The organism is Streptomyces sp. NPDC026538, assembly GCF_055567535.1.
Genome location: NZ_JBVHQG010000002.1, coordinates 1,186,505 through 1,213,422, shown reverse-complemented (window position 1 = coordinate 1,213,422; position 26,918 = coordinate 1,186,505). Strand labels below are relative to the sequence as shown.

Annotated in this window: 29 protein-coding genes and 3 pseudogenes; 16 read left to right on the top strand and 16 right to left on the bottom strand. The window is 68.4% G+C overall.

Translation table 11 applies throughout. The annotated features are described in order from the left end of the window. Window positions 1-2: 2 nt before the first annotated feature. The 7 genes and pseudogenes from ACZ4N4_RS12315 to ACZ4N4_RS12285 all read left to right on the top strand — a co-directional run bounded on the left by ACZ4N4_RS12315 (window position 3) and on the right by ACZ4N4_RS12285 (window position 6,590). Window positions 3-779, top strand: a complete 777-nt coding sequence (locus tag ACZ4N4_RS12315; protein WP_467587354.1) for a hypothetical protein — start codon at window positions 3-5, stop codon at window positions 777-779. 159 nt (window positions 780-938) lie between these two features. Then, window positions 939-1,586, top strand: coding sequence for a superoxide dismutase family protein (locus ACZ4N4_RS12310; RefSeq protein WP_467587352.1), 648 nt, complete (start codon window positions 939-941; stop codon window positions 1,584-1,586). 11 nt (window positions 1,587-1,597) lie between these two features. Continuing rightward, the gene (locus ACZ4N4_RS12305; protein ID WP_467587349.1) at window positions 1,598-2,164 is read left to right on the top strand and encodes a copper resistance CopC family protein; all 567 of its coding nucleotides are present in this window, start codon (window positions 1,598-1,600) and stop codon (window positions 2,162-2,164) included. Between the two features lie 349 nt (window positions 2,165-2,513). Further along, window positions 2,514-3,944: a PepSY-associated TM helix domain-containing protein gene (locus ACZ4N4_RS12300; RefSeq protein WP_467587346.1), complete on the top strand. Its 1,431-nt coding sequence runs from the start codon at window positions 2,514-2,516 to the stop codon at window positions 3,942-3,944. Between the two features lie 73 nt (window positions 3,945-4,017). Continuing rightward, a complete protein-coding gene (locus tag ACZ4N4_RS12295; protein WP_467587343.1) occupies window positions 4,018-4,671 on the top strand; it encodes a DUF5134 domain-containing protein in 654 nt (217 codons plus the stop codon). A 292-nt stretch (window positions 4,672-4,963) separates the two neighbouring features. Beyond that, window positions 4,964-5,125, top strand: a pseudogene (locus ACZ4N4_RS12290) (iron chelate uptake ABC transporter family permease subunit); the annotation flags it as partial. A gap of 994 nt (window positions 5,126-6,119) precedes the next feature. Continuing rightward, window positions 6,120-6,590, top strand: a complete 471-nt coding sequence (locus ACZ4N4_RS12285) for a hypothetical protein (RefSeq protein ID WP_467587341.1) — start codon at window positions 6,120-6,122, stop codon at window positions 6,588-6,590. Between the two features lie 25 nt (window positions 6,591-6,615). On the opposite strand, the gene ACZ4N4_RS12280 is transcribed toward ACZ4N4_RS12285, so the two are convergent. The 10 genes from ACZ4N4_RS12280 to ACZ4N4_RS12235 form a co-directional block, all read right to left on the bottom strand. Further along, window positions 6,616-6,978, bottom strand: coding sequence for a glutamate ligase domain-containing protein (locus ACZ4N4_RS12280; RefSeq protein WP_467587338.1), 363 nt, complete (start codon window positions 6,976-6,978; stop codon window positions 6,616-6,618). Then, window positions 6,978-7,502 carry a C39 family peptidase gene (locus ACZ4N4_RS12275; protein WP_467587336.1) on the bottom strand — a complete coding sequence of 175 codons (525 nt, stop codon included), beginning with the start codon at window positions 7,500-7,502 and terminating at the stop codon, window positions 6,978-6,980. Before ACZ4N4_RS12275 ends, ACZ4N4_RS12280 begins: the two co-directional genes overlap by 1 nt. A gap of 36 nt (window positions 7,503-7,538) precedes the next feature. Next, a complete protein-coding gene (locus ACZ4N4_RS12270) occupies window positions 7,539-8,630 on the bottom strand; it encodes a D-alanine--D-alanine ligase family protein (RefSeq protein ID WP_467587334.1) in 1,092 nt (363 codons plus the stop codon). Further along, window positions 8,627-9,427: a diaminopimelate epimerase gene (dapF, locus tag ACZ4N4_RS12265; RefSeq protein ID WP_467587331.1), complete on the bottom strand. Its 801-nt coding sequence runs from the start codon at window positions 9,425-9,427 to the stop codon at window positions 8,627-8,629. The genes ACZ4N4_RS12270 and dapF overlap by 4 nt, the downstream gene beginning before the upstream one ends. Before the next feature lie 389 nt (window positions 9,428-9,816). Then, entirely contained in the window at window positions 9,817-10,359 is a 543-nt protein-coding gene (locus ACZ4N4_RS12260; protein ID WP_467587329.1) for an NUDIX hydrolase, read from the bottom strand. Next, entirely contained in the window at window positions 10,356-10,748 is a 393-nt protein-coding gene (locus tag ACZ4N4_RS12255; RefSeq protein ID WP_467587326.1) for a hypothetical protein, read from the bottom strand. The genes ACZ4N4_RS12260 and ACZ4N4_RS12255 overlap by 4 nt, the downstream gene beginning before the upstream one ends. Before the next feature lie 95 nt (window positions 10,749-10,843). Further along, window positions 10,844-11,689, bottom strand: coding sequence for a helix-turn-helix domain-containing protein (locus tag ACZ4N4_RS12250; protein ID WP_467587324.1), 846 nt, complete (start codon window positions 11,687-11,689; stop codon window positions 10,844-10,846). 27 nt (window positions 11,690-11,716) lie between these two features. Further along, the gene (locus ACZ4N4_RS12245; RefSeq protein WP_390043543.1) at window positions 11,717-12,229 is read right to left on the bottom strand and encodes a DUF6879 family protein; all 513 of its coding nucleotides are present in this window, start codon (window positions 12,227-12,229) and stop codon (window positions 11,717-11,719) included. Then, window positions 12,207-12,437 carry a hypothetical protein gene (locus ACZ4N4_RS12240; RefSeq protein ID WP_467587320.1) on the bottom strand — a complete coding sequence of 77 codons (231 nt, stop codon included), beginning with the start codon at window positions 12,435-12,437 and terminating at the stop codon, window positions 12,207-12,209. The genes ACZ4N4_RS12245 and ACZ4N4_RS12240 overlap by 23 nt, the downstream gene beginning before the upstream one ends. A gap of 337 nt (window positions 12,438-12,774) precedes the next feature. Then, window positions 12,775-13,239 (bottom strand): hypothetical protein, encoded by a 465-nt coding sequence (locus tag ACZ4N4_RS12235; RefSeq protein ID WP_467587318.1) that lies wholly within the window; start codon window positions 13,237-13,239, stop codon window positions 12,775-12,777. Window positions 13,240-13,397: 158 nt separating this feature from the next. Here ACZ4N4_RS12235 and ACZ4N4_RS12230 point away from each other — a divergent pair, with 158 nt between their 5' ends. From ACZ4N4_RS12230 to ACZ4N4_RS12220, 3 genes and pseudogenes are all read left to right on the top strand, one after another. Further along, window positions 13,398-14,459 carry an NAD(P)/FAD-dependent oxidoreductase gene (locus tag ACZ4N4_RS12230; protein WP_467587316.1) on the top strand — a complete coding sequence of 354 codons (1,062 nt, stop codon included), beginning with the start codon at window positions 13,398-13,400 and terminating at the stop codon, window positions 14,457-14,459. A gap of 353 nt (window positions 14,460-14,812) precedes the next feature. After that, window positions 14,813-15,385 (top strand): hypothetical protein, encoded by a 573-nt coding sequence (locus tag ACZ4N4_RS12225; RefSeq protein ID WP_467587313.1) that lies wholly within the window; start codon window positions 14,813-14,815, stop codon window positions 15,383-15,385. Then, window positions 15,376-15,956, top strand: a pseudogene (locus tag ACZ4N4_RS12220) (integrase); the annotation flags it as partial. The gene ACZ4N4_RS12225 and the pseudogene ACZ4N4_RS12220, both read left to right, overlap by 10 nt. A gap of 324 nt (window positions 15,957-16,280) precedes the next feature. Here ACZ4N4_RS12220 and ACZ4N4_RS12215 read toward each other — a convergent pair. Together ACZ4N4_RS12215 and ACZ4N4_RS12210 are read right to left on the bottom strand one after the other, a co-directional pair. Further along, the gene (locus tag ACZ4N4_RS12215) at window positions 16,281-16,535 is read right to left on the bottom strand and encodes a transposase domain-containing protein (RefSeq protein ID WP_467587310.1); all 255 of its coding nucleotides are present in this window, start codon (window positions 16,533-16,535) and stop codon (window positions 16,281-16,283) included. Between the two features lie 157 nt (window positions 16,536-16,692). Then, window positions 16,693-17,127, bottom strand: coding sequence for a hypothetical protein (locus ACZ4N4_RS12210; RefSeq protein WP_467587308.1), 435 nt, complete (start codon window positions 17,125-17,127; stop codon window positions 16,693-16,695). 343 nt (window positions 17,128-17,470) lie between these two features. Here ACZ4N4_RS12210 and ACZ4N4_RS12205 point away from each other — a divergent pair, with 343 nt between their 5' ends. Both ACZ4N4_RS12205 and ACZ4N4_RS12200 read left to right on the top strand, forming a co-directional pair. Further along, entirely contained in the window at window positions 17,471-18,109 is a 639-nt protein-coding gene (locus tag ACZ4N4_RS12205) for a class I SAM-dependent methyltransferase (protein WP_467587305.1), read from the top strand. A gap of 72 nt (window positions 18,110-18,181) precedes the next feature. Continuing rightward, a complete protein-coding gene (locus ACZ4N4_RS12200; RefSeq protein ID WP_467587303.1) occupies window positions 18,182-18,784 on the top strand; it encodes a helix-turn-helix domain-containing protein in 603 nt (200 codons plus the stop codon). Window positions 18,785-19,226: 442 nt separating this feature from the next. Here ACZ4N4_RS12200 and ACZ4N4_RS12195 read toward each other — a convergent pair whose 3' ends face one another. The 4 genes from ACZ4N4_RS12195 to ACZ4N4_RS12180 all read right to left on the bottom strand — a co-directional run bounded on the left by ACZ4N4_RS12195 (window position 19,227) and on the right by ACZ4N4_RS12180 (window position 23,689). Then, window positions 19,227-20,903, bottom strand: a complete 1,677-nt coding sequence (locus ACZ4N4_RS12195; protein WP_467587301.1) for a relaxase family protein — start codon at window positions 20,901-20,903, stop codon at window positions 19,227-19,229. A 4-nt stretch (window positions 20,904-20,907) separates the two neighbouring features. Beyond that, window positions 20,908-21,279, bottom strand: a complete 372-nt coding sequence (locus tag ACZ4N4_RS12190) for a plasmid mobilization protein (RefSeq protein WP_467587717.1) — start codon at window positions 21,277-21,279, stop codon at window positions 20,908-20,910. A 794-nt stretch (window positions 21,280-22,073) separates the two neighbouring features. Then, on the bottom strand, window positions 22,074-22,772 hold the full coding sequence (locus ACZ4N4_RS12185) for an ATP-binding protein (protein ID WP_467587714.1): 699 nt from the start codon (window positions 22,770-22,772) through the stop codon (window positions 22,074-22,076). Then, window positions 22,769-23,689, bottom strand: a complete 921-nt coding sequence (locus tag ACZ4N4_RS12180; RefSeq protein ID WP_467587298.1) for a hypothetical protein — start codon at window positions 23,687-23,689, stop codon at window positions 22,769-22,771. Before ACZ4N4_RS12180 ends, ACZ4N4_RS12185 begins: the two co-directional genes overlap by 4 nt. Before the next feature lie 504 nt (window positions 23,690-24,193). On the opposite strand from ACZ4N4_RS12180, the gene ACZ4N4_RS12175 reads away from it, so the two are divergent. The 4 genes and pseudogenes from ACZ4N4_RS12175 to ACZ4N4_RS12160 form a co-directional block, all read left to right on the top strand. After that, the gene (locus ACZ4N4_RS12175; protein ID WP_467587295.1) at window positions 24,194-24,454 is read left to right on the top strand and encodes a helix-turn-helix domain-containing protein; all 261 of its coding nucleotides are present in this window, start codon (window positions 24,194-24,196) and stop codon (window positions 24,452-24,454) included. A 463-nt stretch (window positions 24,455-24,917) separates the two neighbouring features. Then, window positions 24,918-25,124: a helix-turn-helix domain-containing protein gene (locus ACZ4N4_RS12170; protein WP_467587293.1), complete on the top strand. Its 207-nt coding sequence runs from the start codon at window positions 24,918-24,920 to the stop codon at window positions 25,122-25,124. Window positions 25,125-25,290: 166 nt separating this feature from the next. Continuing rightward, entirely contained in the window at window positions 25,291-26,277 is a 987-nt protein-coding gene (locus tag ACZ4N4_RS12165) for a tyrosine-type recombinase/integrase (RefSeq protein ID WP_467587711.1), read from the top strand. A gap of 107 nt (window positions 26,278-26,384) precedes the next feature. Beyond that, window positions 26,385-26,918: pseudogene (locus ACZ4N4_RS12160) on the top strand (winged helix-turn-helix domain-containing protein); the annotation flags it as partial.

The following is a 26,918-nucleotide window of genomic DNA, read 5'->3' as shown; positions in this document are numbered from 1 at the left end:
CTGTGTCCCCGACATCGGCCGCTGTGCGGGGCGTTGGCCTGCGTCCGCTGCGGGCGGGCGTCTTCGCCGCCGTCTGCGTGGTGACGACGGCGCTCGGCCACGCCCTGATGTCCGGCGACCTGCTGCCCTGGTGGGCCCTGGGGGCGGCGTTCACCGGGACGGCCACGGCTGCCTGGTGGCTGACAGCCCGTGAACGCGGTGCCCTCGCGGTGGTCGGGGTCACGACGGCCACCCAGGGACTGCTGCACCTGTGGTTCGACCTGGCTCACATACTCGTCCGGATGCCGTCCGGTGGGTCCGGGCGGGCGGCGGTCTCCGGCATGGACCATGCGATGGCGTTCTCCGGTTCCGGAATGGCCATGCACATGGGACACGCGGACATGGCGATGGCGTCCACCGGCACGGCGTCCGCCGCGTCCGCCCTGTCGGCGCGGTCTGTGCCGCTGCACCAGGGCTCAGCCGGGATGTTCCTGGCGCATCTGCTGGCCGCCGTCGTGTGCGGCCTGTGGCTGTGGCGCGGCGAGACGGCGGTCCATCGGCTGGGCCGGGCCCTTGCCGTCACGCTGCTGGCGCCCCTTCGCCGCGTCCGCCGTATGCTCGCGGGCCGGGTACCGGCTCGGCGCGCTCGGGTCGCCCGCCCGGTCGCGGCCACCGCGCAGACGCCGTCCGCCACCTCCGCGGTACTGCGGCACACCGTCATCCGCAGGGGCCCGCCACGGCCCGGTTCGGCAGTCCTCCGTCCCTCGACGACCGGTCCACTGTCCGCCGTACCCCTCTGAAGTCCTTTGTGAATCCCGAGGGTTGGGCTATGGGCCGACGCGTTCCCGGGCTCGGTGTGTGCTCTCGCGCGCCCCGGCCCGTTCCCTGGCCCGGCATGTGCCCGCCCGCCTGTGCGCGGGCGACGGCGCGTGCCCTCCTGCCCATCGATCGGGAGTTCCATGTACCACCGCACGTCTGTCTGCCCCTCCCCCTCCGGCACTCCGTCGGCGTCCGAACCTCTCCGCCGCACGCCCCGGCTCATCCTCGGCACCGCTCTCGTGGCCGCCGTGGCCGCCCTCCTCGCCGGTTGCGGAGGCGAATCGTCCGACCACGCCGCCGCCAAGCCGAAATCGACCGCCTCCGCCCACAACATGGACGACATGTCCGGCATGGCGATGGGGGACCCGTCGGCCACGCCCGCCTACAAGATGCCCGACGCCGCAGTGGTGCAAGGCACGTTCAAGCTGCTGGACACCCGGCCGCCCGGCCTTGACCACGTCAAGGGCACGGCCTGGCTCGCGCAGGGGCCGAAGGGCACGACCGTCACCGTGAAGCTCACGGGTCTCCAGCCGGGCGCCTCCTACATGGCGCATCTGCACGCCCAGCACTGCTCGGCCGACAACGGCGGCGAGCACTTCCAGTTCGTCCAGGGCGGCCCCGCCAAGCCGCCCAACGAGGTGCACCTCATGTTCAAGGCCGACCAGAAGGGCATGGGGATGACCACGGTGAACAACACCCGTAAGACGGGCAAGGGAGCGGTCGCCATCGTGGTCCACCCCAGCGAAGCCCTCGACAACCGCATCGCATGCGCGGACTTCGACTTCTGAGGGCACCGGCCGTGCTTGGCACGGCCGTGTGCGCGCTGCTGTCCGCCGGCGGTACACCTGCCTACGCCCACACCGCCCTCCAGGAGGCGTCTCCGGCCCCCGGGGCCAAGGTCGGCACCGACACCCGGGTCATCGCGCTGACGTTCGGCAGTCTGCTGAAGGGAACCCTGCCCAAGGTCTCCGTCGCCGGACCGGACGGCAGGCCGCTGCCCGTCGGCGAGCCTGTCCTGGTCCCGGGCTCCACCGTCTGTGCGGCCGTGAACGGGTTGCCGGCCGGCGTCGACTCCATCACCTACACCGTGCTGGCGGTCGACGGCGACGCGCAGACCAACCGCTTCCTGTTCCAGGTGACGAAAGGCGCGAAGTCGGCACCGGTGCCCGCCGCGTGCCGAGGCCGACGGCTGCCGAGTCCACCGGTGGTGAAACAGGCCGGCGGCTTCCTGGAGCGCCAGGGGACTGCCGTCGTCGGTGCCTCAGCCGCAACAGCCGTACTGGCAGCGGCGGTCGGAGTGCTCGTCGTACGCAGGAGGCGTCGAGGCGGTGCGGCCGTGGGAGGCGGCGACGCCGTGACCGGGTGAACGGAGGCGGACTCAGGGTGCCCGCGGCTGAGAGTGCAGGTCGCGGGCACCCCGGGAAGCGGGTCGCGGAAACCTCGGACAACCCGGGAACTCGGACACTCCTCGGTCCGACTGATTTAGGGCAGCGGCCGAATTCGGCCGGGCGCGGGGCGACTTCACGGCCGGACACCGGCCGGGCGCCGTCCGCCCTGCACAGTGACGGCGCCCGGCCCGGTGCGCCGCCGAGACAGCGCGAGGTCCGCCCATGTCCGTCAGCCCCGACGTCCCAGACGTGCCCGGCCCAGGCCCTTCCAGCACCACGACCACAGCAACCACGGAGACCACAGAGACAAAACCGAGTACGGCGACCATGGCGAGTACCGCAGATGCTGCGAGCGCCGAGAGGCCCGAGGCCGTTCCCCGCCCGGCCGCCGCACCGGCGCGACGGCCGGGCGGCTTCGGCGCGCTGCTGGTCCGACTGCATTTCTACGCCGGTGTCCTGGTGGCGCCCTTCCTGCTCGTCGCCGCGGTCACCGGCCTGCTCTACACATTCACCCCGCAGCTGGACCACCTGGTCTACGGCAAGGAACTCACGGTCTCGCACGCCGGCGACAGCGTGCGACCCCTGGCCCAACAGGTGGCCGCCGCCCGGACCGCACACCCGAAGGGCACGCTGATAGCCGTACGGCCGGGCAGCGGCGACGCGACGACTCAGGTCGACTTCTCGTTGCCCTCACTCGGCGAGAAGGCACACACGGTGTACGTCGACCCGTACACCGGCAAGGTGAAGGGGCAGCTGACCACCTGGTACGCGGAGACCCCGCTGACGACGTGGCTGGACGCGCTCCACCGCAACCTGAACCTGGGAGTGCCCGGCCGCTACTACTCGGAGTTCGCCGCCAGCTGGCTGTGGGTCCTGGTCCTGGGCGGAGTCGCCCTGTGGTGGCGCAGGCAGCGCGGGACGCGAACCGCCCGCCGTCTGCTCCTGCCCGACCGGGCAGCCAGGAAGGGAGTACGTCGGACCCGGAGCTGGCACGCGGTCACCGGCCTGTGGCTCGCGGCCGGCCTGCTCGTCCTCTCGGTGACCGGCATGACCTGGTCGCGCTACGCGGGCGCCCACTTCGGCGAGGCCCTCGACGCGCTCAGCTCCCACACGCCCTCCGTCTCCACCTCCCTGAGCACCGCCTCCGCTGCCAAGACGGCAGGCTCGGGCACCGGTAAGACTGTCGACCCGAACGCGATCGACGGTGTCATGAAGGCGGCCCGTAGCGACGGGCTGACCGGCCCGGTGGAGATCGCCGTCCCGGCCGAAGGCGGTACGGCCTGGACCGTCTCCCAGACCCGCAACCTGTGGCCGGTCGGCCGCGACAGCCTCGCCGTCGACGCCACCACCGACACCGTGGTCGACCGGGTCGACTTCGCCGACTGGCCACTGCTGGCCAAGCTGACCCGCTGGGGCATCAACGCGCACATGGGCACCCTGTTCGGCCTCGCCAACCAGCTCGTTCTCGCCGCGCTCGCCACCGGTTTGATCTGCGTGATCGTCTGGGGCTACCGCATGTGGTGGCAGCGCCGCCCCACCCGCGCCGACCGCCGCGCCCCGCTCGGCGCACCCCCGGTCCGCGGCGCCTGGCGCGGTATACCCTCCTGGGCCCTGGCCACCGGCGTCGTCGTCCTGGTCGCGGTCGGCTGGGCACTGCCCCTGTTCGGCATCCCGCTGGCCGCCTTCCTGGCCGTGGACCTCGCTGTCGGAGTCGTCCGCCGCCGTACGGCCACCGCCCCGGCCGCCTCCGCCCGGTGACCGGCGTGCGGAGAAGACCACCGGCCGTCGTCATGCGCTCCCGCGTCCCGGCGGCACTCCAGGAAGTGGCCTCGTGATCGCCGCGAGCGGACTGCGCTGGATCTTCACCCTGGTCTTCGCCGTCACGGCGGCGCACGGGATCCTGCGCGGCACACGCCCGGGTGTCGTATTGCCCGAGCGGGTGGACCACTCCCTGCACGCCGTGATGGGACTGTCCATGATCGCGATGGTCTGGCCGTGGGGCATGGAGGTGCCGGCCCTCCCGCAGATCGTCGTGTTCGTGGTGGGCGCGGTGTGGTTCGTCTGCTCCGCGCCCTTCCGCTCCCACCGCGGATTCCACCTCAAGACGCTCCTCGGTACGGCATTCCACGCCGTGATGATGGCGGCCATGGTGTGGATGATCGCCGTCATGGACTCCGACGGCATGACGGCGGGGCAGGGATCAGGCGGAGCCGGACACACCATGGCGGGAATGGACATGTCGGCGGGCGGTGGCATGGCCACCATGAGCCTTGCCGGCACCGGACGCAAACTGACAGCGGTCGCGCTGGCCCTGGTCCTGCTGGTCTTCGCGTTGCGCTGGCTGACCCGCGCCTTCGACGCGGCCCGCGTGACGTCGGCCGGCGCGCCGGGGACGGTGGCGGACGTACGGGCCGACGTGTTGTCACCGGCCTGCCACGGGGCCATGGCTCTGGGGATGGCCGTGATGTTAATCCTGCTTCTCTGAGCCGCTCGACTGCTACAGAGCGCTGCCATTTGCTGTGCGTCGACCTTCTTTCCTTCGTGCGGGACAGCTCGGCAGGCCGTTGGTGATCGAGTGAAGGAATCATCGGAGTGGGCTGCCGAGGTGACATGCCACCGGTGCCGAGCGGAGTACGCCCGGCACCAGCAGCTGTCCGGTCAGAAGACAGACCAGGGCCGGCAGCGCGTGGTCCCGATCTTGTGCGTGCTCAGGTACAGGAAGCAGACGATCGCGTCGCGGGTGGCGAAGGCGGACAGGTCGGGGGCGGGCGTTCGTAACGGCGGCAGATATCGGCATCGACGTCACCAGCCTGCGCCGCGAGCTGTTCACCGTGACCAGTGTCCTGACCGTCGTCCTGGTCGCGGATTCCGGTGCGATCGCCTTCGTCGCGCTGATGGTGCCGCATGTCAGTCGCCCGGTCGTCGTCGGCGGCCACAGACCTGGTGACATCCAATCTGATCGACCGCGGCCAGGAGCCAATCCGTCGTACCCGGTCGCGATGGGTTCGCTGTGGGAGACCGCCGCCACGGAGTTCAGAGTGACCTGTCGAAGCCGGCTTGGCCGAGCTCCATGGTCATCCGATCAGATCTTGAAGGAGCAGCTGCTCACATCACGGGTGAGCCCGGCCCGCGCGCAGCCGGTCGGGCTCACCGGCAGGGGTCCGGGCCTTTGACCGGGACCTCGCGGTTGGGTGAAGCCGTGGTCAGGGCCCCAGTGGCACATCACGTTCCCTGTGACCTCCGCATTTCGAGCCTACGCTCGCCCGGGCTGGTCAAGGCTGCTTTCGTTGGGCCGAGGGTGTTTACAGGCGGACGACGATCAGGGCGATGTCGTCGTGTCCGCCGCCGCTGACGCCGAGTGGCTGCGGTGGCCGCCTTCTTCGCGCGTCTCGCTCAGGTCTTCGAGATCTGGTCGGAACAATGTGCCATCACGGCTGCACAGAGCCGAGGTCGATTGGTTGCCAGGCCCCCTGCGTCCATGTCCAGGGCTATGGCTGTCTTGACGGCAGCGGCGGCTGTTGCAGCCGAACTGCTTGCGTCTCTGTACGGTTGGTCCTCTTATGGGGGGCGAAGTTTCGCAACGTGCGCATCTGGCCCGTCTCAACGCAGCCGCCAACGCGAATTCGGCTCGGGCCGCGACGAAGAGGCCCAAGGCTTAGTCACGGGCTGGGGGTTCACCTTCGACAGGCGGTTTCCGTACTTCGAGCTGGAATCACTGGAGCCGTCACCTGGCCCTGAGCCGGTCAGAATCAAGATCAGGGGATGACGGCCAACGTGGTTTGCAGCACGACAAGGCGGACACACCTTGTCGAACGCTCGGATCTGATCGAGTCGGGGCGTCAACATCGAGTGATGAATAGCCAGGCAAGCCGCCGGATGTGATGGGACATCGTTGGACCGGCTATCTGTGGCGCGATGAGGCAGTGTGGCGGCATGAGAGAACTACCGGAAGAAGATCAGCCAAGCGGTCAGGGCCTCGTGCCTGCTGATGATGACACCGCAGCAGCGGACGTGGGTGATCTGAACGACCCGCGCAATCCGATGGCGGTCGCCTTCGCCTTCTACAACGCGGTCATGGACGCGGCCGGTCCCAACATGAAGGCGCTGCGCCAGATTTGCACTCCCGAGTCGTGGGACGCGTGGGGGAACTTCTCGCAGGTTCGAGAGATGATCGGCGATCGAGGACTGGCGACTCGTGCCGACCCTCCGGCCACAGGAGAGATGGACGTTCGGTACGCGAAGGTCGTAGCGCTCCCCGATCCAGACCAGTCGGTGATGTCGGACGGATACGTGCCAGTCGGTGCGCACATCATCACCATGCAGTGGCGGCCGTCGGACGGCTATTGGCGAGTACACGGCTTCGGTGACTACATCCTTCCGGAGGATCTTCCGCCAGCTCGGTGAGACAGCGCCCGTGGCACCCGGCGGTTCACAGGCTCGTGACGGGCTGTCCAGTGAGTGCTTGGGCGATCTGCCAGAGTTGACCGCCGCGGGATGCCTTCACGAGGACGACGTCGCCGGGGCGGATGATGGATTTCAGGTAAGCGGCGGCGGTCGCGTTGTCGCCGACCATGGCGATGTCAGGCACGCCGGCCGCTCCCGCCGCGAGCGCGAGTTGCTTGGCGAGAGCGTTGCCAACTGCCACAAGGAGGTCGACGCCGTTCTCGGCCGCCATGCGTCCGACCTCGCGGTGGGCTTCGACGGACTCGTCGCCCAGTTCCAGCATCTCTCCGAGTACGGCGATCCTCCGGCCGCCTGCGGCCTCGGTCGTGTCGCCGTCTGCCTCGGTCATCAAGAGTCTCCGTTATGGATGAGGGGCGCGAAGGTGATCGCGCGGCCGGTGTAGGAAGCGGACAGGCGGCTGAGGGGGACTCGGTCGTGCGTCTGGCCCCAGGCCGACGGGTCCCGGAAGTGGATCGTGGGGTCAGGGCCGTCCTCGTAGCCGCGAACGATGACGAGGTGACCGCCGGCGCGGCCGTCGTCGGGGAACTGCTCGGTCACGGAGACGATGAGCGGGGCGTCGTCGAGCCGCCTCGTCAAGTCTTCGGCCGGGACCGGCTCGGCGTTCGAGGGGACGCCGAGGTCGGTCGCGAGGCTCGCGATCCCCGCGTGGAGTGCTCCACGCGGGGTCAGGACCTCGTGCTTGACCGCGAGTTTCAGGAGCTCCGTGACCGTCGGGGCCTCGCGCCCGTAGGCGAGGAGGATCATTCTCAGCGAGGCCAGGCCGCACGCCCGGTTGGACCACTCGATTCTGTCCCCGAGAGCCCATCCCCCGTGTTGATCCCACTGGGCGGGGTCGATGAGCTGACGGCACATGGGGACATCGTGGACGCGCGGCACAGCGGCGGGCTCCTACGGCGAGACGGCAGCCTCCCGAGCCCGTGTGGTGCCGGCGAACGCGGGAGTGGGCAGGGGGACATCGTAGGGCGGCCGGGCCAGAGCCTCGTGCAACATGGCCAACACGACGTCCGTGTGCGTGAGTCCGACCATCGCCGCCCCCACCACGAAATTGCTGTCACGGGACATACCCGGCGTGCTGTTGACCTCCAGCACGTACGGTTCGCCGTCCTCGGCGAGGATGAAGTCGATGCGCGCCGAGCCGCGCAGCCCGATGCCGTCCCACAGGATCCGGGCGTCCCCGGTGATCTTGTCCAGCACGTCGGGCGCCAGGTTGGCGGCGCGCACGGTCACGGTGCCGCTGGAGTCCACGTCGAGCTTCGTGTCGGCGTCGTAGAAGTCGGCGCCGGTGGCCTCGGTGGCCAGCGGTGGGAAGACGACGACCGAGCCGCCCGGCAGCTCCAGGAGCCCCACGGTCACCGGAGTGCCGGTCACGTACTCCTCGACGAGCACGGACGTGCCCACGTCGCCGGCGGCGTCTGCCAGGGCGCTGGGCAGATCCGCCGGATCGCGTACGAGGCTCATGCCCACGCTGGATCCGCCGAAGGGGGGCTTGACCATCACCGGGCGCCCGTTCCACGTCGCCGGGCCGCCGATCCAGACGTGCCATCCAGGTGTCGGGATGCCGAGGGCCAGCATCACGCGCTTGCAGAGGATCTTGTCGGCGGCCACCGCGGATGCCCCGACTCCGCTGCCGCAGTAGGGCACGCGAAGGTAGTCGAGCAGTCCCTGCAGCCGGCCGTCCTCACCGTAGGGGCCGTGCAGGTTCGAGAGGACCACGTCGTACTCGACCAGTCCCATGATGAAGTCGGGCTCGCACGGGTCCAGCACCTTCCAGCGGACGCCGATCTCTTCCAGTGCCCCGGCCAGGGCGGTGACCGATCGCTGCTCGACGGGGCACTTCGCGTGGTAGAGCCTGTCCTCCGCGGATACCGGCCCGTAGACGAGGGCGACGCCGAGGCCCTGGCGGCTCCGTCCCCACTCGCGAAGCTTCTCGGTGGCCTTCCGCACCGCGATGTTCGAGCTGGTGTTGAGGAAGAGAGTCATGCGAGTACTCCTTCGAAGGTGTGGGTGACCGGGCCCCCGACCCAATGAGTCCGGTTCGGGCGGGCGTCGTGCGGCCGGACCGTGAGCGGCTCTCCGGCGCGGTTGTGGACGGTGACGGCACGTCGTGCCACCAGTCCGCGCATGGTGGCGACGACGACGGCCGCGACCGCTCCGCTTCCGCACGAGAGGGTTTCCGCCTCGACCCCGCGCTCGTAGGTGCGGATCTTCAGCGCCTGGTGGCCGGCGAGCTGGACGAAGTTGACGTTCGTCCCCAGCGGGGCGAGGTCGGCGTGGTGACGGACAAGGCGCCCGACGACCGCCGCGTCGATGGCGTCCACGTCGTTCACGATCGCCACGACGTGTTCCGTGCCGGTGTGGGCGCTGTCGAACCAGGTCGGTCTGCCGTTGACGACCGTCTGTAAGCGCCGGGGGAGAACTGCGCCCAGCTCGGCCGTGACCCAGACGGAGTCGTCGGAGACGATCGCCTCGTGTTCCACGCCGTCCATGTGAAGGCACATCTGCCGGAAACCGTGATCGCGGTGGGCAGCCCAGGCGGAGCACCGCAGGGCATTGCCGCACATGGTGGCGAGCGAGCCGTCCGCGTTGAAGCAGGTGACTTCGAGGACAAGCGGCCTGAGGCTGATCAATCGGCTGATGACCAGGCCGTCCGCACCTACGCCGGTACGCCTGGCGCACAGACGCTCCGCCTCCTTCGGCCACTCCTTGTCGTCGTCAGGCCCGAGGCCGGAGAGCAGCACGAAGTCGTTCCCGGCGCCATGGATCTTGCGAAAGCGCATGACAAAGCTCCTCGCATAGTGAGGTGAGAGTGACGGTGCGATTCCCGAACTGGGCTGAGGATCAGCCGAAGCCGATGGGTCGGTACGTCGTCCGGGCCTGTCGCATGACCCAGGGCTCCCGCCCGGCAAAGATCAGTACGCGATGGGCTGCGGTGCCGGCCGACCTCATGTCCCGCACGCGCTGGTACTCACCGTCCAGGTAGACGAAGTCACCGACGCGGACATCGCCCGGTGGCCGGGGCGTTCCCATCGTTCCGACAGGCGGAGGCGGTACAGAGGGCAGTTCGTTGGTCCTGCGTTCGTACATCAGCCCCTCCAGATGCCCAGCAGCAGGGAGCCTCCGATGGCGACAAGGCTTACGACGTAAGCGAGTTGTTGGCTTCGGGGACTCATAGGGTTCCGATCAGGTGGCGCTCCACACGGCTGCGGACCGAGGGGATACCTATTTCTGTGAGGGGCACCCAGGCCGCCGCGCCCATCTCGATCACCGACGGGAACACGGCGCCCGAATGGGTCCGGAAGAGGTATCGGATGCCGACTCGGAGACGGGACCCGTACCGGTGCTGCCCCGGCCTGGTGACATCGACCAGGAACGGCCCCTCGGCGCCGGGCTGCGTCCATACGTCCCGGATGCCGGCCTGCTCTGCCAGCAGGCGCAGGGCCGCCTCGCTGAGGGAGTCGTCCGCGTCCTCCGGCTCCGCCTCCGCGAGTGCGTAACCCCCTTCGTGCCGCAGGCACAGGACGCGACTGCGTTCGTCGACTACGACGGCTCCTGCCATCACAAGGGGGCAGCGCTGGTCATGGGTACAGGCTCGGCGCTGCGCGTGGTCGCGGGCCGCGTCGTAGACCGGCAGCAACGCCATCCTGTCGGCGGGGTGCTCGTGGATGTAGTGGGAGAGCTCCCGAACGATCTGGTCGTCCCTGATGCTCACGGCGCCTCCAGCCCGTTCCGCTCGGAGTACACCCACAGCAGTCGCCGCGTGAGAAGGGCGGCATCGCGGAGATACAAGTAGGTCCCGAAGGAAGGTGTCTCCGCGGTCGGCCGGTTCGTGAGATCGACCAGCCTGGTTCCCTTGCGGCGGAGCTGCCGGACCTCGCTGTCGTCGGCTCCCAGATCCTCGCGGAGCAACCGGTTCAGGTGACGTGCGATCGCCGGCACCTGCCTGTCCATCGCCGCGCGGGTCGTCGTCCCCATCCGCAGGGCGAGGATGGAATTCGTCTGCGAGGAGATCGCCTCTACGTTGATGGGGGCGTCGTCGTCTTCGACGTCCTTGGCCGTCTCGGCCGTCTCGGCCTTCTTGCCCGTACTTGCCACTGTCATCACCGGCCCCTCCGGAGCACGCTTTCAGCCGTGACGACAAAGCTAGGAAGGGGGGAGGCCGGGCCTCTATGAATGTGCCGGAACTTGCCCGGCATTCACCCTAGAGATTCGATGGCTGACGTGATGAGTTCACGCGCGGCGGGGCCGTAGACGGCAAGTTCGGCCAGCTCGCTGAACGTCTTGGCATACATGGCAAGTTCGTGTTTCTGGACGACGCTGAGATGGGCCGAGATCAATTCGACGTTCACCAACTCATCGTCGTACAGGAAGAACCCTTCAACGGGCCAGAGCCCCGACCGGTCGGCGTCCTGGGGGATGATGCCGATGCTCACCGACGGCAGGGCCATGACGCTGAGGAGATAGCCGAGCTGGCCTGCCATGACCTCGGTGCCGCCGATGCGGTACCGCAGCACGCTCTCCTCCAGAAGGATGGCGAACGTGTGGTTCCCGTAGACGACCTGCTGCTTTTCGACGCGCACTTTGACGGCCGCCGACACGTCGTCTATGAGCCCGCGGCGGTCCCGAATGGAGGTCAGAAGTGCGGTGATGTACGAGGCCGTCTGCACGGGCCCAGGGATGAGCCAAGGCGAGTAAATGCGAAAGCGCTCGGTGCGCTCCCAGAGAGGAACGACGGACTCCTGCGCCCACTTGAGGCCGTGGCGCTCCATCTTCCGCCACTCGACGTACATGCCCTCAATTCCGCGGGCTGTCGAGATGAGGTCCTCTGTTTCGCCCTCGGCGCCACACGCGGAACACCAGGCACGAAGGTCGCGTTCCGAGGGCGCGCGGGTGCCGCTCTCGAAGCGCGAAGCCTTTGATTCGTGCCAGCCCAGACTCTGGGCCAGAGCCCGCTTGGTGAGCCCGGCTGTTTTCCGGATTTCGGCGAGGCGTTGCCCGAGCGCCTTGCGGGCTTCCTGGACGCTCGAAGATGGTGATGTCATGTCGGTGCGAGGCTGCTGTTCGAACGGTCAGGCCAGCTCGAACTGGGCGTGAGGTGTTCCCCGCTGCCACACGGCCTCGAAGGCCGACTCGCAGAGCTTCGCCACCTCCGGGTCATCCGTGAGTTCCACCTCCATGTTCTCGCCCTCGCCATCGAAGTGATTGACGAGGACCAGGCCGGAGTCGAACAACCAGAAGTCGTTGCCCGGCAGCGCGATGTCAGTCGCGTCGCGCCGCGAGAGCCAACGCACCTCTTCGCCGGCGGCAATGTTCAGTCCGTCCGTCACGTCGTACTCGAAGCGGATGTACTCACTGACCGGCGTCGAGACGACGCGGGCGCGTCGGACCTCGACGCCTCGCGAGGTCGCCTCCGTGACGATGGCGTGCCAGTCGGCCCAGCGCTGGGCGGGGTCGAGGACCTCTCCGGCCTTCCAGTCGATGAAGGCAGGGTCCGACTTCATGTAGGCGTCGCGCATCTCCAGATGGACGGCCGTCCGCCGGCAGTCCCGGAAGAGCTCCTCAAACGTCGGGGGCCTCGTCATCCTTGTTCACCTCCAAGAAGAACTGCACCATGCGCCGCGGGATCTCCACCACTGACTCGTGGCCGGGGATGTCCATCTGCCCGAGGCGCTCGGCGTCCTCCACCTTCCACCCCTGCACGAGGTAGCTGTCCTTCTCCTCGTCGAGGTAGATGGTGGGCGAGCCGCCACTGGGACTCTCCGGGTCCTTGCCGAGCTTACGCAGGGCCATGATGTCCTCCTCGGATGCCGGTAACGATCTCTGTGCCAGAGCTTGCCCGTGCCTGAGCCCTCAGGCTAGGAACTTGCCCAAACTTGCCAGGACTTCGGGTGGTGACCCGAGCGGGTAAACCTGGTCGGGGCCGGGCGCGTGAATGCGATCCGCTTCGACTGACCGCCAGTGGGACGGTGGTCGTCGTGGTCTCCGGCAGCCCCGGCCTTGTCGATGCCCACGTGCGCAAGGCGGTCGCCAGGGCCACAGTGGTGAGGTCTACGGGGTGAATCGGCAGCCGCTTCGGTCCTGCCGTAACGGCGGCCCACTGAGTGGGCCGCCGTCGGTGTGCGTTCGGTCAGTTGTCTTCGTGCTCGGCGGGGCATTCGAGGCCGTTTCGTGCGGAGACGATCTCGACCAAGCGCTCGTATTCCGCGTAATGCTCGTCGGGCATGGTGGCGTATGCCGCCGCCCTCGCGAGACCCCTGGTCCGTGCGGGCGCCCGCTTCGAAAACGGCCGACTGGTCGAACGCACCGAGACCTTCGCGGCCTGAGGAGAATGCCATGATGGCCGTCTTCGATACCTACGGCACGAAACACCTACACGGCGCGGGAGCTGTCGGACCTGCTCGCCGGCCGGTTCACGGTGGCCTTCACCGAACGTGAGAGCGACTACCTCGGTATCTACTTCCTCGCCACCCTCGCTGACACCACCCGCATCCACGTCCAGCCGAACGCCATTCCCGGAGACGACGGCGAAGACGATCTCTATGAGGATGAGTATCCCGAGGTGCTGGTACTCCTCCTCAGCATGCGAATTCATCGTCCCGGGTCATTTTCAAGTGCAGCCTCATACGCCACATCGCCCGAAAGTGTCAAACGAACATGCTGAATACGCAAAACGCAAGCCGAGGCTCCGATTCTTTGCGGAAATAGCAAATCAGTTTGCTGTGAAAAGTGGTGCGGAGTGACCATGCCGATATGGACACCGATGAGCTGAAGAGCACCGAAGGCCGCACCTGGGACGTCGTCGTGGTCGGCGGGGGCGCCGCCGGCCTGTCCGCCGCGCTGCTCCTGACCCGCGTACGGCGCTCCGTCCTCGTCATCGACGCAGGCGAACCCCGCAACGCCCCCGCCGCGCGAGTCGGCGCCCACAACATCCTGGGCCGCGAAGGCATCTCCCCCCTGGAACTCCTTCGCGTAGGCCGGGAGGAAGTCGCCTCCTACGGCGGAGAAGTCGTCAACGGCCGGGTCGCGCGAGTCGAGCGTGGCGGCAGCACCTTCACCATCACCACACAGGACGGACAGCGCGCCCGTGCCCGGCGCGTCCTGGTGACCACCGGCCTGATCGACGAACTGCCCGACATCCCCGGCCTGGCTGAGCGGTGGGGGCGCGACGTGATCCACTGCGTGTACTGCCACGGCTGGGAAGCCCGCGACACCAAGGTCGGCGTCCTGGGCAACTTCCACCAGGCTCTGCTGTTCCGTCAGATGACCGACCAGGTCACCCTCTTCGCCCACCACGCACAGGCGGAGCTCACCGACGAGCAGTGGGAACAGCTCGCCGCCCTCGGCATCGAAGTGATCCACGGCGGCGTCACCGCTCTGGAGACCGACACCGAACAGGACAAGCTGACCGGCGCCCGCCTGGCCTCCGGCACCGTCATCCCCCTCGACACCCTCGTCGTCGCCCCCACCTTCACCGCCCGCGGCGGCTTCCTCGAAGACCTCGGCCTCACCCTCAACCCCCACCCCGCCGTCCCCGGCGTTCAGGTCGCCGTCGACCCCTCCGGATTCACCGGCGTCCAGGGCGTGTGGGCCGCTGGGAACGTCAGCGACGTCCTCGCTGCCGTGCCCCAGTCGGCCGGCGCCGGAAACACCGCAGGTGGCGCCATCAACATGGACCTCATCCTCGAAGACGCCCGACGTGCCACCGAGGCCCGCGAAGCAGCATCGGCAACGCCGTTCGACGGCCCGATGGAAGCAGAAGTGTCACGACGCGTTCTGGGTACCCGCGCCCACGGTCTGGAAGGTCCCGCATAGCGAGCGGCGAGGTGCTTCCGCAACACGTCGTCATCGCCACCGCAAGGGCCGCCATTACGGCACGGTCCTGATCGACATGGCCACCCACCGTCTGCTTCACCTCTTCGATGGCCGCGACGGTGAGGACCTGGCCGCCTGGCTGCGCGATCACCCCGAGGTGAAGGCCATTCTGCCGGGATCGCTCGGGCGGTTACGGAGAGGGCGCACGGCTCGGGGAGCCACAGGCCGGGCAGGTCGCCAACCGCTATCACCTGTGGGCCAACCTCGGCCAGGCGGTCGAGAAGACGGTGAATGCCCATCGTGCCCGCCTGGCCGAACCGCCTCCTGGACCTGCCGACACACCCGACGAGCTGGTGGCAAAGCTGCAGGTGGTCCGGCCATCACGAGAGCTGAAGATCGTGACTCGGCTGCGTGAGCAGCATGCCGCCGTCCACGAGCTGTGGGAACAGGGGATGTCGAAGGCGGCGATCGGCCGGAAGGTCGGATTGCACCAGGCCACCGTCCGTAAGCTGGTGGGCGCTCGCTCGGCCGACGATGTCGTCGCCGAGAGCCTTCAGCGGGCGCATATCGTCGACCCGTACGTCGGCTACCTGCACCGGCGCTGGAACGAAGGCGTCAGAAACGCCACGCAGCTCTACCGCGAGATCCAAGAACTTGGTTACCCCGGAGGCGAGTTGGCCGTCCAACGTCACCTGCGGCGCTACCGAACCGGCCGGGGACATACACCTGTCCCGGGCCCCAAGCCTCCGCCGGTTCGCGAGGTCACCTTCTGGATCATGACCCTGCGCCTGCCGAATAATCATCCGCGCTGGCAGGAGGCAGTGTGCGTCGATCACGGGGCGCCGACCGCGTCGCCCGAAGTGTCAAAGTCAGCACCCTGGCCGCCCTGTGGATCAAGGCGGCATGATGATCGACCGTGCTGCTGAAACTGGCCTGCCTCGGCGTCATGAATGCCCTTGCCCTCCTGAGATTGCTCCCGATGAGCGACCGCGAGACGGATGCCGAGATACTCGCCCCGCGTCACCAGATCACGGTGCTGGAACGCCAACTCGGCAAGAACAGAGTCCGGTTCATCCCTGGCGACCGGGCGTTCCTGGCAGCTCTCCTTTGTCGGCTGTGGTTCGACGCTCTCCGCAACATGCGGCTACTGGTGCGCCCCGAGACGGTGCTGCGCTTGATCGCACGCCGCCACGCTGCGGCCTCCCACCCCAAGCGCCCCGGCAGGCCGCGGACCATACGCTCCATCCGGGCCCCGGTGCTGCGACTGGCGACAGAGAACCCCACCTGGGGCTACAGGAGAGTACAGGCGAACTGCTCGTCCTCGGGGTGAAGGTGGCCGCGTCCACGGTGTGGGAGATCTTGCACGAGGCCGGTATCGACCCCGCACCCGAACGGACCTTCCATACCTGGGCGGGCTTCCTGCGCTCCCAGGCCGATGCCCTCCTCGCCTGCGACTTCTTCGAAACCGTAACGCCCTCGGGGGCGCGCATGTACGTGCACGGCCTGTCGTCCGGGGACTTCGTCCCGGCCAGGCAGATCTGCGGGTAGCCGGAGGTCGCGTACTGGTTCGTGCTCTTGCCCAGGCGTGCCCGGTGCAGCGGGCTGTCGGGGACGTCGAGGTAGGCGCCGTCGATCGCGACGGTCAGCAAGCCCTTGAATCGGGTACCGGTGCGGATCGCCGAGGCCGGCCCGCGCAGGAGACCGAACAGCGCACGCATCGGCGTACTCCGAGTCGGGTCCGGGCGTCCCGCAGCGCCGCCCGGTGATCTTCGGGACCGGTATTGCCTCCAGCGCGGCGGTGAACTTGCGCCAGACGGCCAGTTATCCGCACTCCTCGAACAAAGCGGCGGCCAGCAGCAGGTAGACCACCACCCGGGCGGGAAGCATCCGCAGTTGCTGCTGGGTCGCACCGGTCTCGGTAAGGGCCTCATCGACCATGTCGATCGGGACGATCTGGGTGAGTTCCCCCAGATGGCCAGGGGCGAACAGGCCATTGGCTAACGTGATTTCACGTGTGATGACACGCTGATCGGACAGCGGAGCTCCCGGGTTGGCATGACGAGTCTTGGTCGACAAGTCGTTCTGCCGGGGCTCCGCTTCCTAGTCCGGCGTTCACGCAGATCAGGTCGCACTTGAATTAATGATCTGCAAGCCCTAACTTCACGGCCTTGCGCTTTAGCAGGCTGCAGTCCAACTCGAGAAGGGCGGAGCCTGACGCGGTTCGCGCGTTCACCTACTTGCGGCAAATCTCGCCCTCGAAGCGGACAACGCCGACAGCATGCCGGTCTATCCCGTCTTCGCCTTCCGGCATGCTGAGCCAGCCGCGACTCCGAAAGGCGCCGCCGTAACCCGCGAATCTCCCCGTGGCCTCAACCACGGTGTACTCCACCTCCAAGGTGCTGACTCCGTCTTCCGCGGACGTCTGCAGGACGGCATGGTCTTGCGTGCGCAGCTTGGAGCCAGCCTTGTCGAGAAAGACGTGACACATCGTGTACTCGAACCTGCCATTGCCGACGCTGTTCAGGTCGCTGGTGTTCTCCCCGTAGGCCGCACCGTCAATCGTGCCTGTCATGGCACCGATGCCAGACCTTTCGGTCAGGGTGAAGAGGTTGGCCGTGCCGCCCATGCTGATGCAGTCAGGCGCCTCGGTATGACGCTGGATCGCCATGTGGTTCGTCCTTTCCGGGTATAGAAACGCGCGTCAATCGCCTGGCCATGGTCAGCACCAACCCAGTCAACGGACAACTAACGTTGCCGTATTGGCAAAACGTACTGGACCGATGGCCCGGGGCCAGAGGCCCACGGCGGTGCCTTCGCGCAGCGGCGCTCACAGGTGACGACCTTGCCGTGCACCTGTTGGTGACCTCTTCTGCAGCCGTGCTTCCTCGGCCTCCTGGCGCCCCCCCCCGGCTCCCGCCGTTTGCTGGATCAGCAACACAGCTTGCCTACTGAGCGGCGGGTGAGGACTTTGGCCACGAGGGGCCGCCTTCCGCGCCTGTAAGGAGATCTTGATGACCACACCCGACAGCATCGAGCCTGCCCAGTTCTGGGAGGACCGCTACCGCAAATGCGGACGCATCTGGAGCGGTCAGCCGAACGAGCTGCTGGTCCGCGAAGCGGTCAATCTGGCACCGGGAAGTGCACTGGAGCTGGGCTGCGGCGAGGGCGCGGACGCCTTGTGGCTGGCGTCCTGGGGCTGGCAGGTGACCGCTGTCGACATCTCCACCACAGCCTTGCGACGGGCCGCCGCCCGCGCGATCGAGCTGGGCCTGTCCGGGCAGGTCACCTTTCAGCATTACGACCTCGGGCAGACGTTTCCCGCCGGCAGCTTCGACCTCGTCGCCGCGCAGTACCTGCAGTCACCGGTCGCTTTGGACCAGACGGCCATCCTGCGGCTGGCGGCCCGGGCCGTCGCACCGGGCGGCACATTGATCATCGTCATGCACGCCGGATGGCCGACCTGGAGTACCGCCGCGCAGCAGCCCGCCGATGTCGTCTTCCCCACCCTGGAGGGCCTGCTGACCACCCTTGCCCTGCCTCCCACCTGGAAGGTGGACACCCTCGCCAGCGTCCAGCGGCCCGCCCCCTCATCCGAGGGGCGCCCAGGCACCCGCACCGACCATGTATGGCGCCTGACCCGCACCACCTGAACCGCCCCGCCCCCCCCGTACACCCGCAGCGAGCGGAGCCCCCTACCTCCCCACCCGACGAAGAAGAGAGCCATGTCCACCACACCGACGGACGACCAGCTCGTTCACGACACAGAGGCCGTGCTCGGCTCGGTCGGGCCCCGTCTGCGCGACGCCCGCCAAGCCCGCCGCATGACCCTCTCGGACGTCGCCGAACGCACCGGCATCTCCACCAGCACCCTCTCCCGCCTGGAGGGCGGCCGGCGCCGCCCCAACCTGGACCTCCTGCTGCCGCTGGCCCACGTCTACCGGGTCGCCCTGGACGACCTGATCGGCGCCCCGCCCACCGGTGACCCCCGCGTCCACGTCAAGCCGATCCGCAACAACGGCACCACCTTCGTCCCTCTCACCCGCGGCAGAGCTCCCGTGGAGGCGTTCACGATGGTTCTCCCGCCTCTGCGGATCGCCCCGAAGCCCTCGCTGCGTACGCATGGCGGTTACGAATGGCTGTACGTCCTGACCGGTGCCATCGACCTCACTCTCGGCACCACGACCACCCGCGTGCACGCCAGCGAAGCCGCCGAATTCGACACCCGCACACCCCACGCCCTGACCAGCGCCGACCACGACGCGGCAGCCGAAGTCCTGGCCCTGCTCTCCACCAGCGGCAAACAGCTCCACGTCCGCCAGTGCTGATCAGGGACACGTCCTGCGTTTGCGGCAGACGCAGCGCCCCGGCTGCGCCAGTGGTGGCCACCCGATACCGCTGATCCACAGGTATTGACAATCACTCCTGCACCCAGCGAACCGTCGGGGAGTTGGTCGACGTACTTCGTGAACAGGTCGACGAGGGCCTTCTGCATCTCGTGGGTTTCACGCCCCCACTCGTTCTCAAGCCGTCGCTGTGCGTTCGCGGCGGTCATCTCTGTCGGGGTAGCGGTGTAGATCAGGTCACGCTCGGCGGCGGTGAACGAGGTCCCATCGCACCGATACAGGCGCGACCGGTCATCGCTGCTGCTGTCCACTTCGGTGAGCAGGACGACGACGTTGGGGCGGAAAGAGGGCTGGGGCATGGGTGGTTCCTTGTGCGGTGTCGTGTGATCGGCGACGGTGATGGCGGCGTCCGGCGTAGGAGTGTTCAGCGCCGCCGTGTCTGGGGTTCGTGCGGGCGCGGAGCGGTGGCGTGCCTGGCGGTGTGGTGCGTGTTGGCTGCCTGGGCTCGCGGGCCGGGTGCGTGTCTTTCGCCGAGGCGGCGGATGCGCCAGGTCAGTGCTCGTGCGGGGCTGTGGGCGTCGTCGAGCGTGCGCTGGCTGAGGGCCCGGTCGAGGATCGCGGCCGGGTTGTGGCCGGCTGCTTCCGCCTCGGCGAGCACGGTGGCAAGGGCGTCCCAGGCGGGGTCGGTCCGGATGCGTTCAGCGTGCTCGGGGACCGCCTGCTGGAGGTGGTGGGCGTAGCGGCGTTTGGTCTGCGGGCTGGGTGCCCGGCTGGCGAGGCCGGCCAGGACTGGCCCGGTGACCTGCACGTACGCGGCCTGCAGGTGAATGAGGGTCTGCTCGGCAGCCGCCTGCTGCTGGGCGTTGTGGCGGGTGCGGTGCCAGTGCATCGCGTAGGCGACCGCGGTGAGCGCGACGTCCAGCAGCATCGCCAGCCCGGCACCGTCGCCATGCCGTGCGGGGTCCTTCCAGATCGCCTGGACGCTGCGGCGCAGGACGCGGGCACTGGCGTGGTCGGCCGCGGTGCGTGAACGGGTGGCGCGCTCGAAGGCGACGGCGGCGCGTTCGAGTTCGGCACGCGCTACGGCGGGGGCGGTGAGCGGGAGCAGGTCGAGCGCTGCCCCGAGGGCGGCCAGCTGGCCCTGGGCCACTTCGCCGTTGGTGTGGGTGAGGTGGTGGGGGATGCGTTCGGTGGCGGCGGTGGCCTGATGCCAGGGGTTGCCCGGCCGGACAGTGGAGGGCTCGGGGCTGGTGGTGGCGAGGCGTTGGCGGATCTTGGGGAGGGAGAGGTCGGGGGCGAGGGTGGAGCCCGAGTAGAACACCGGCTCGCCCTTGTCGTTGGTGTCGCCGGGCAGGGCGAAGTTGCAGCCGAGCGCGTCGCCGGACGGGCCGTGCTTGAGGCGCACAGTCACACCCGTTGTCTCCAGCAGGGCGAAGAACTCGGTCTCGGTGGAGGCGGCTGCCATCGCGCGCCGGACTCGCAGGCGCAGGATCTCGCGGGACGTGGCGTCCTGGCCCAGGCGCTTGGCCTTGAAGTGCTCTTTGCTGGTGGGGCGCTTGGCCGCGGTGCCGTCGCCCGGCTTCAACCGCCGCAGCCCGTAGTCGACTTCGATCTGGCGGGCTTCGCGCTGGACGGCGCGTTGGTCGTAGTCGCGCTGGGGGCGGCGGCCGTCCTGGCGTACGAGGGTGGCGGCGATGTGGATGTGGTCGTCGGCGTGGCGGACGGCCACCCAGCGGCAGGCTTCCTCGTCGCCTTCGGGGGCGATGCCGGCGGCGGCCACGATCCGGCGGGCGATGTCCGCCCACTGGGCGTCGGTGAGGATCGGGTCTTCGGGTGCGGCACGGACGGGGCAGTGCCACACGATGTACTTGGGTGCCTTGTCGCCCAGCATCTTCACGGGCTGGTCGAGCTGTGCGACGAGCTGGGCCTCTACCTCCTTCGGGTCGCGGTGCGGGCTGCGGCCGGGGTCGGGGGCGAAGTCGTTCCAGGAGGCCACCAGGTGCGGGTCGACGTGCTCATTCGCCCTACCATTGTCGAAGAGGTAGCCGATCGTTCGGCGGGTGGCGTGCGGCCCCGTGCTCAGGATGATCTTCGGGATCAACGGCTCACCGCGCCTCTGTGATCTGGGCGACGGCGGTGTCCAGGTCGGCGATGGACACCTCGACGCGGTCCAGGAGCCGTTGGACCGTGTCGGGGTGGGGCCAGGCACCGTCCTGGTTGAGGTGGCGGGTGAGCTGGTTGAGGTTGCTGCCAACCTTGCCGAGCTGCCCGTTGGCAGCCATCACTGCCTTCACCAGGGCGCGGTAGTCGGCGACGGCTGCGGTGGGATCGTCGGCGCGGGCGGCGGCGAGCGCGCACTCTGCAACGTAGCCGCCGGGCTTCATACGGCTCAGGGCAGCGGCCTTCTGGACGAGGTCGTACTCGTCGACGTTGTAGCGGGGATGGACGCGGTGCTCGCGCAGTTGCTTATCACGCAGACGGCGACGCGGTGTGGATCGCTGCGGCGAAGACGTCTCGGTGCTCCCTGTCTCGGTCGGCTCCCCCGGGCCGGCCGGCTCCGGTGCCCCCGCGCCGGATGCCTCCGCACCCTCCGGGGCGAGGGCCGGGTAAGGACTCCTTACCCGACAACTTGCTCCGGCTGAGGTCGGTGTGGAGGTCATCCGCTCCTCGGCGATGGGGTGTTCGTGGTGCGGGTTGTACATGGGTGGCTCTCCGTGTGATGCGCGGGTGGTGTTGCGTCGCCTGTGAGGTGTGCCGTTCCGGACGGGTGCGAGGCGGGTTTACGACCGGGTCAGGCTCCGGAGTCGTTTCCGTCCGCCCGCCGATGGTGGTTGTCGAGGACCGAGGGGACCGGTCCCCGAAGCGATGAGGCCACGGTCCCCGATCCGTTCGGGGACCGGCTCTGCGAAGTTGGTTGGGGACGGTCCCCGTGACATAGCGTCAGCGGGACCGTCCCCGCTGACGCATCGCGGACGGTCCCCAGGGCGTTGGCGGTCCCCGGAAAGCTGGGGACCGAGCCTGCCCTTGGAGACAGTAAAGAAGATCGAAATACTGTCTTTGAGCTGCGGTTTCTCGGGGACCGGTCCCCGTCCTCCTCGGTCCCCGGAGTGGCCCCGAGCGGTCCCCGTACGGGTCTGGTCCCCGCCGGTTCTCGGTCGCGGGGACCGGGCATTTCCCGATGGTTTGGGTCCCCAGTGCTCGGTCCCCGGTGGTGCTTGTCGGGACGGTCCCCGTTCGCCGCGACGTGCTGGCGCGGCCAGGAAGCCTCTGGTCACACGGGGGACGCGGTGCGGCGTCGGTCGGGGCCGGTGAGGATGACGCGTTCGGTCATCTCGGCGAGGCGGGAGGCGACGCGGTCGCCGAGGGCGGCGCGAAGCTCGGCGGTGGGGAGGTTGGTGGTGATGAGGGTGGGGAGCATGTGCTCGTACCGGTGGTTGACCAGCCGGTAGGTGAGCTCCTCGGTCCACTCGCTGGTTTTGGCCGCGCCGAGGTCGTCCAGGAGCAGTAGCGGGCAGCGGGCGAGTGTCTGCAGCTCCCGTTCGCCGTCGTGGCCGGCACGGGGGCGGAGCCGTGCGTACAGGTCGGCGGAGGTGGTGGCCTCCCAGCGCAGGCGGACGCCTCGGGTAAGGAGGGCGCGGACGGCGCCGTACGCCTGGTGGGTCTTGCCCGTGCCGGTGGGGCCGGCGATCAGCAGGGACGGGCCTTCGGCGATGCCCGGTCCGCCGGGTCCGGGGCGTCCTGCTCCTGCGATCTGGTCGGCCCAGGCGGTGATCTGGGGGTGGTCGGCCAGGGCACGGCGGTAGCGGGCAGGGATGCGGGCGTCGGCGATCTCCAGGGCCGTCACGGGCTGCGGTGGTGGCTCCTCGGTGGCGGCGGCGGTGGGGTCGATGCCCCGACTGGCCAGGATGCCGTTGAGGCGGTCGGCAAGCGGGCCAACACGCTGGGGTACGCGGGTGAGGGTGGCGGTCAGAGCTCATCTCCGTATGCGGCGACGACGTCGGTCGGGTTCGTCCAGGCCCGGTGGGCTGTTGGCGTGGCGGTGCCGGCGTTCATGACCTCGTGGACGAGGCTCGGCAGGACGCTGGGGTGCAGTCCCTTGGCCCGGTGGCGTTCGAGCGCGACCCGCAGGTGGGCGGGGGCGATGCCCTCGGCGAGGAGCTTGCGCACCTGCCGGCCCAGATGGCCCAGGAAGTCGCCCGGCGGACGGTGTGCGCACGCGGCGACGTACTCGGTGACGAGCTGCTGGGCCGAGACGGTGTCGGGCGCGGGGGCGCTTGCGCCCCCCGAAGGGGTACTTCCTAGGTCCATGATCCTAGGTCCTAGATCCGGGAAGTGAGGCTTCACCGCCGGTGCCGGGAGCCCTCCGTGCTGTTTCACGGAGGGCTCCGTGAAAACCTGCTGACCTGCGGGTTCGCGATCGGTCGCCGGATTCAGTGCAGGTGGGTGCATCTCGCGGGAGTCCTCACTGAGGGCTCCGTGAGGCGGCGGTGCGGGCTCCGTGACACCGGCCCGCGCGGTGTACGGCCCGGCGGCAGCCGGAGCGTCATGCTCCGGGCAGGCGGGGAGACGGCTCTTGCTCGGCCGGTTGATCTTCTGGTGCTGGCTCCAGGTGACGATGTGCAGGTAGCACTTGTCGTCGGGGCCCTTGTAGCGGCAGATGAGTCCGGCTCCGGCGAGTTGGGCGAGATCGGCCTCGACGTCGGTCGGGGTGTGCTCGGGGCGCAGGACCCACAGTTGGCCGGCGATGATCGCGGCGTGGTCGCGGTGGCGGCCCTGGTCGTCGGCCTGGGTGAGCAGGCCGAAGAAGGTGCGCTCCGCGGTCAGCGAGACAGCGGCCAGGGATTCGGAGACGAAGGCTTCGGGCTTGATGGTGCGGATTCGTGCCAAGAGCGGGCGGTCCTCACTCGGCGGCCTGTGCGCGGGCACCACGGCTCACCGTCGGTCGGGGCGGGTTTGGAGGCGGGCCGGTTGGCAGGGGGCGTGAGCCAGGAACCGACTGCGCTTTCCGGGGGGGGTGTGTCGTCAACATAGCCACACCCGAGTCGCGCAAGTCCAGCCCTGTCCGGCGCAATCTCTCACGGCAGAAAGGTGACCAGAAATAGCGCTGAGTGGAGGGCCGGGGCAAAACCGTAAGTCACGATTGGCTGTTGGCCAAATAGTTGCCCGGACCGATGAGCCAGAAGCATCACATCGGGAAGCTGTTGACGCACCGGCGATGACGAAGCTACAACACAACATCCCACGTCAGGAGCACATCGGGACGTCAGGGCGAGGTTGCGCACCACCTGGCTGGGGGCAGAGTCACCGACCTGCTCGTTTACCCGGGCGGGCGCAACATAGCCGACGATCGCCGGTTCACCAAACCGGCGAATGAGCGCTACAACTGGAGCCATGGCAGCACGCACTCTGGAAATAGGTCCGGCCGGAATACGGACCGCCCGCACAATCGAAATCCTCCGCACGGAACGTGGTCTCGCCCAGCGTCAGTTGGCTGACCGCGTCACGGCCCTTGGCCGTCCGATGTCCAACACAATGCTGTCCCGCATCGAACGCGCCCAACGCCGTTGCGATGTCGACGATCTGGTTGCGATCGCGGAGGCCCTCTGCGCCTCTCCGCTTGCCCTCCTTGAGGGGGCGCCGCCACGGTCGTGACGTGTCATCCGAGGCCGCCTGGGGGCTTGTAGCACCCCCTTCCCCGGTTACCGAAACCGGTGATTCTCTGGATGGTTGCGGTGTCCAGCAGGGCTGGCCCCTCTGCCCTCACATCGATCCACACCTCAAGCGAACGAAGAACGGAAAGTGTCCGCTTCCTTTCGCCCACCTCATGGCAAGACCGACCGCCGACCGGCTCGCGCCGCCTTGGGCGGCCTCGGAGCGCCTGATCCGGCTTCGTCCTGAACCTTCCGAGCAGCAAGCCAGCCGGCGGCTCCACCGGAAGTACGAAGTGGGCTGACCCCCGCTTGCTTCCCGCAACGCCAGCCCTCGTGCTGTGACACCTCACGTCTCTGACAAGGCCCGCCGGCCTGCCCCCGCGACCGGCTAACAGCTCGGCTGCCTCCACGCGCTGCCGCTTCCGGGCCCCATCCCACCCCACCTGCACCGTCAAGGACTCCTCATGCCTGCCCGCCTGTTGTCCATTCCCGCTGTCGCCGTCGCCCTCGACGTCGACCGCCGTACCGTCTACCGCTTCATCGCCGCTGGCGACCTGCCGGTCGTCGATCTCCGTACCGGCCCTGGACGGTCCCGCGTACGTGTCCCTGCTGCCGGACTCGAAGAGTTCATCAGCAGCAGGACCGTCCCCGCGCCCATAGCCCGTCGCTGATCCTGCGCCCGTTTCCGAATCTCTCGGCAGCTGAACAAGGAGTAGATCCACGTACCTCCGGAAACTGGCATCCGGCAACTGGCAGGCGACCGTACGCAACCGGGCGGGAGACCGGTTCAGTGAGTCATTCCCCCTCAAGACACAAGCCCGCGCCTGGGGCGCCGATCTGGAGACCCAGTTCGCTCGCGGTGCTCTGCGCGACCCACGGGCGGGCGAGATCTCCTTCAGGGACTGGCACGACCGGTGGTGGAACGCCCGCATCGTCGAGCCCCACACCCTGCGGGGCGACGCTTCCTCTATCCGGAACCATGTCCTGCCCTACTGGGACGGCTGGGAGATGCGGGCCATCACCCGCATGGACATCCAGAGCTGGATCCGCGCCCTGGTGGACAAGGGCGCGGGAGCCTCCGCGATCAAGAGGGCGTTCAACCTCACGTCCTCCATGATGCGCGCGGCCGTGGACGACGACGTCCTTGCGGTCAGCCCCTGCCGCAACATCGACCTGCCGACCATCGCGGTCAAACCGCCGCAGTGGTTCACGCTCGACCAGGCGCAGAGCATCCTGGACGAACTGCCTACCGCATGGCGGACGATGTGCCTGCTCGGCTTCTACACCGGATTGCGCTGGGGCGAACTGTCCGGGCTGCACCGGCATCGGATCGACCAGCGTCGCTCGCGGCTGTTCGTGGTGGAAGTCAACTCCAAGAGTGGCATCAAGGAGTACCCCAAGAGCTCCAAGAGCCGTCGGGAAGTCCCGCTGCCGCCCCATGTCCTGGAAGCCCTCGAACGCCACATCCACCGGCTCGACCGGGACGCCGTGGTGTTCACCACCCTCACCAAGGGCCGGGCCGGCCGTCTCCTCGCCGACAGCAACTGGCGACGGCAGACCTGGTGGCCCACCGTCGAGGCCGCGTACTACTTCGACACCGACGGCGAGCAGCAGCTCGTCCCGCACTATCCGCCGCACTCCATGCGCCACACCTGCGCCTCGTGGCTTGTCCAGAAGGGGGTGTCGCTCTACGAGGTCCAGCACCTCCTTGGCCACGAGAGCTTCCAGACCACCCAGCGTTATGCGCACTTGCAGCCGGACGCGCACAAGGCTGTCCTTGGCGCGTGGGAGCGCTTGGACGCTCCGCTGACCATCGCCGCTTAAGCGTTCCTTCGCTCCGTCCGCCATGGAGGGGGCGGCCCGGCGTGTTCCAAGAATCGGGTCGGTCGCGGTACCGGGACGCATGTCCCGCCCCCTCTCGGCCCGCGCCGATGGATCTCGGTCTGCCCGACATGGACGGCGTCGACGTGATCAAGGCCCTGCGCGGCTGGACCCGCGTACCCATCCTGGTGCTGTCCGCGCGCCAGGCTTCCGAGGAGAAGGTCGCGGCGCTCGACGCCGGCGCGGACGACTACATCACCAAACCGTTCAGCATGGACGAACTCCTGGCACGGCTGCGGGCCTCGGTCCGCCGCAACGAGGAGACTCCGCTTGTCCCCGAGGCGACACTGATCAAGACCGATGACTTCACCATCGATCTCCTGGCGAAGAAGGCGACGAGGAGTGGCCAGGACATCCGGCTCACTCCCACCGAGTGGCATCTGCTGGAGATCCTCGTCACCAATCCGGGCCGTCTCATCACGCAGATGCACATGCTGCAGGAGGTCTGGGGCGTCTCGCAGAGCAACAAGACCAACTACTTGCGGGTTTACATGGCCCAGCTGCGCCGCAAACTGGAGGCGGACCCCGCCCACCCCCGTTACCTGATCACGGAGCCGGGTATGGGCTACCGCTTCGAGGCATGA

Coding starts and splice junctions, on each gene's coding strand:
- ACZ4N4_RS12310 (WP_467587352.1), top strand. CDS start 939: ATGTACCACCGCACGTCTGTCTGCCCCTCCCCCTCCGGCACTCCGTCG.
- ACZ4N4_RS12300 (WP_467587346.1), top strand. CDS start 2,514: ATGGCGAGTACCGCAGATGCTGCGAGCGCCGAGAGGCCCGAGGCCGTT.
- ACZ4N4_RS12285 (WP_467587341.1), top strand. CDS start 6,120: ATGAGAGAACTACCGGAAGAAGATCAGCCAAGCGGTCAGGGCCTCGTG.
- ACZ4N4_RS12280 (WP_467587338.1), bottom strand. CDS start 6,978: ATGACCGAGGCAGACGGCGACACGACCGAGGCCGCAGGCGGCCGGAGG.
- ACZ4N4_RS12275 (WP_467587336.1), bottom strand. CDS start 7,502: ATGTGCCGTCAGCTCATCGACCCCGCCCAGTGGGATCAACACGGGGGA.
- ACZ4N4_RS12270 (WP_467587334.1), bottom strand. CDS start 8,630: ATGACTCTCTTCCTCAACACCAGCTCGAACATCGCGGTGCGGAAGGCC.
- dapF (WP_467587331.1), bottom strand. CDS start 9,427: ATGCGCTTTCGCAAGATCCATGGCGCCGGGAACGACTTCGTGCTGCTC.
- ACZ4N4_RS12255 (WP_467587326.1), bottom strand. CDS start 10,748: ATGACAGTGGCAAGTACGGGCAAGAAGGCCGAGACGGCCGAGACGGCC.
- ACZ4N4_RS12250 (WP_467587324.1), bottom strand. CDS start 11,689: ATGACATCACCATCTTCGAGCGTCCAGGAAGCCCGCAAGGCGCTCGGG.
- ACZ4N4_RS12245 (WP_390043543.1), bottom strand. CDS start 12,229: ATGACGAGGCCCCCGACGTTTGAGGAGCTCTTCCGGGACTGCCGGCGG.
- ACZ4N4_RS12240 (WP_467587320.1), bottom strand. CDS start 12,437: ATGGCCCTGCGTAAGCTCGGCAAGGACCCGGAGAGTCCCAGTGGCGGC.
- ACZ4N4_RS12235 (WP_467587318.1), bottom strand. CDS start 13,239: ATGAATTCGCATGCTGAGGAGGAGTACCAGCACCTCGGGATACTCATC.
- ACZ4N4_RS12230 (WP_467587316.1), top strand. CDS start 13,398: ATGGACACCGATGAGCTGAAGAGCACCGAAGGCCGCACCTGGGACGTC.
- ACZ4N4_RS12210 (WP_467587308.1), bottom strand. CDS start 17,127: ATGGCGATCCAGCGTCATACCGAGGCGCCTGACTGCATCAGCATGGGC.
- ACZ4N4_RS12205 (WP_467587305.1), top strand. CDS start 17,471: ATGACCACACCCGACAGCATCGAGCCTGCCCAGTTCTGGGAGGACCGC.
- ACZ4N4_RS12200 (WP_467587303.1), top strand. CDS start 18,182: ATGTCCACCACACCGACGGACGACCAGCTCGTTCACGACACAGAGGCC.
- ACZ4N4_RS12175 (WP_467587295.1), top strand. CDS start 24,194: ATGGCAGCACGCACTCTGGAAATAGGTCCGGCCGGAATACGGACCGCC.
- ACZ4N4_RS12170 (WP_467587293.1), top strand. CDS start 24,918: ATGCCTGCCCGCCTGTTGTCCATTCCCGCTGTCGCCGTCGCCCTCGAC.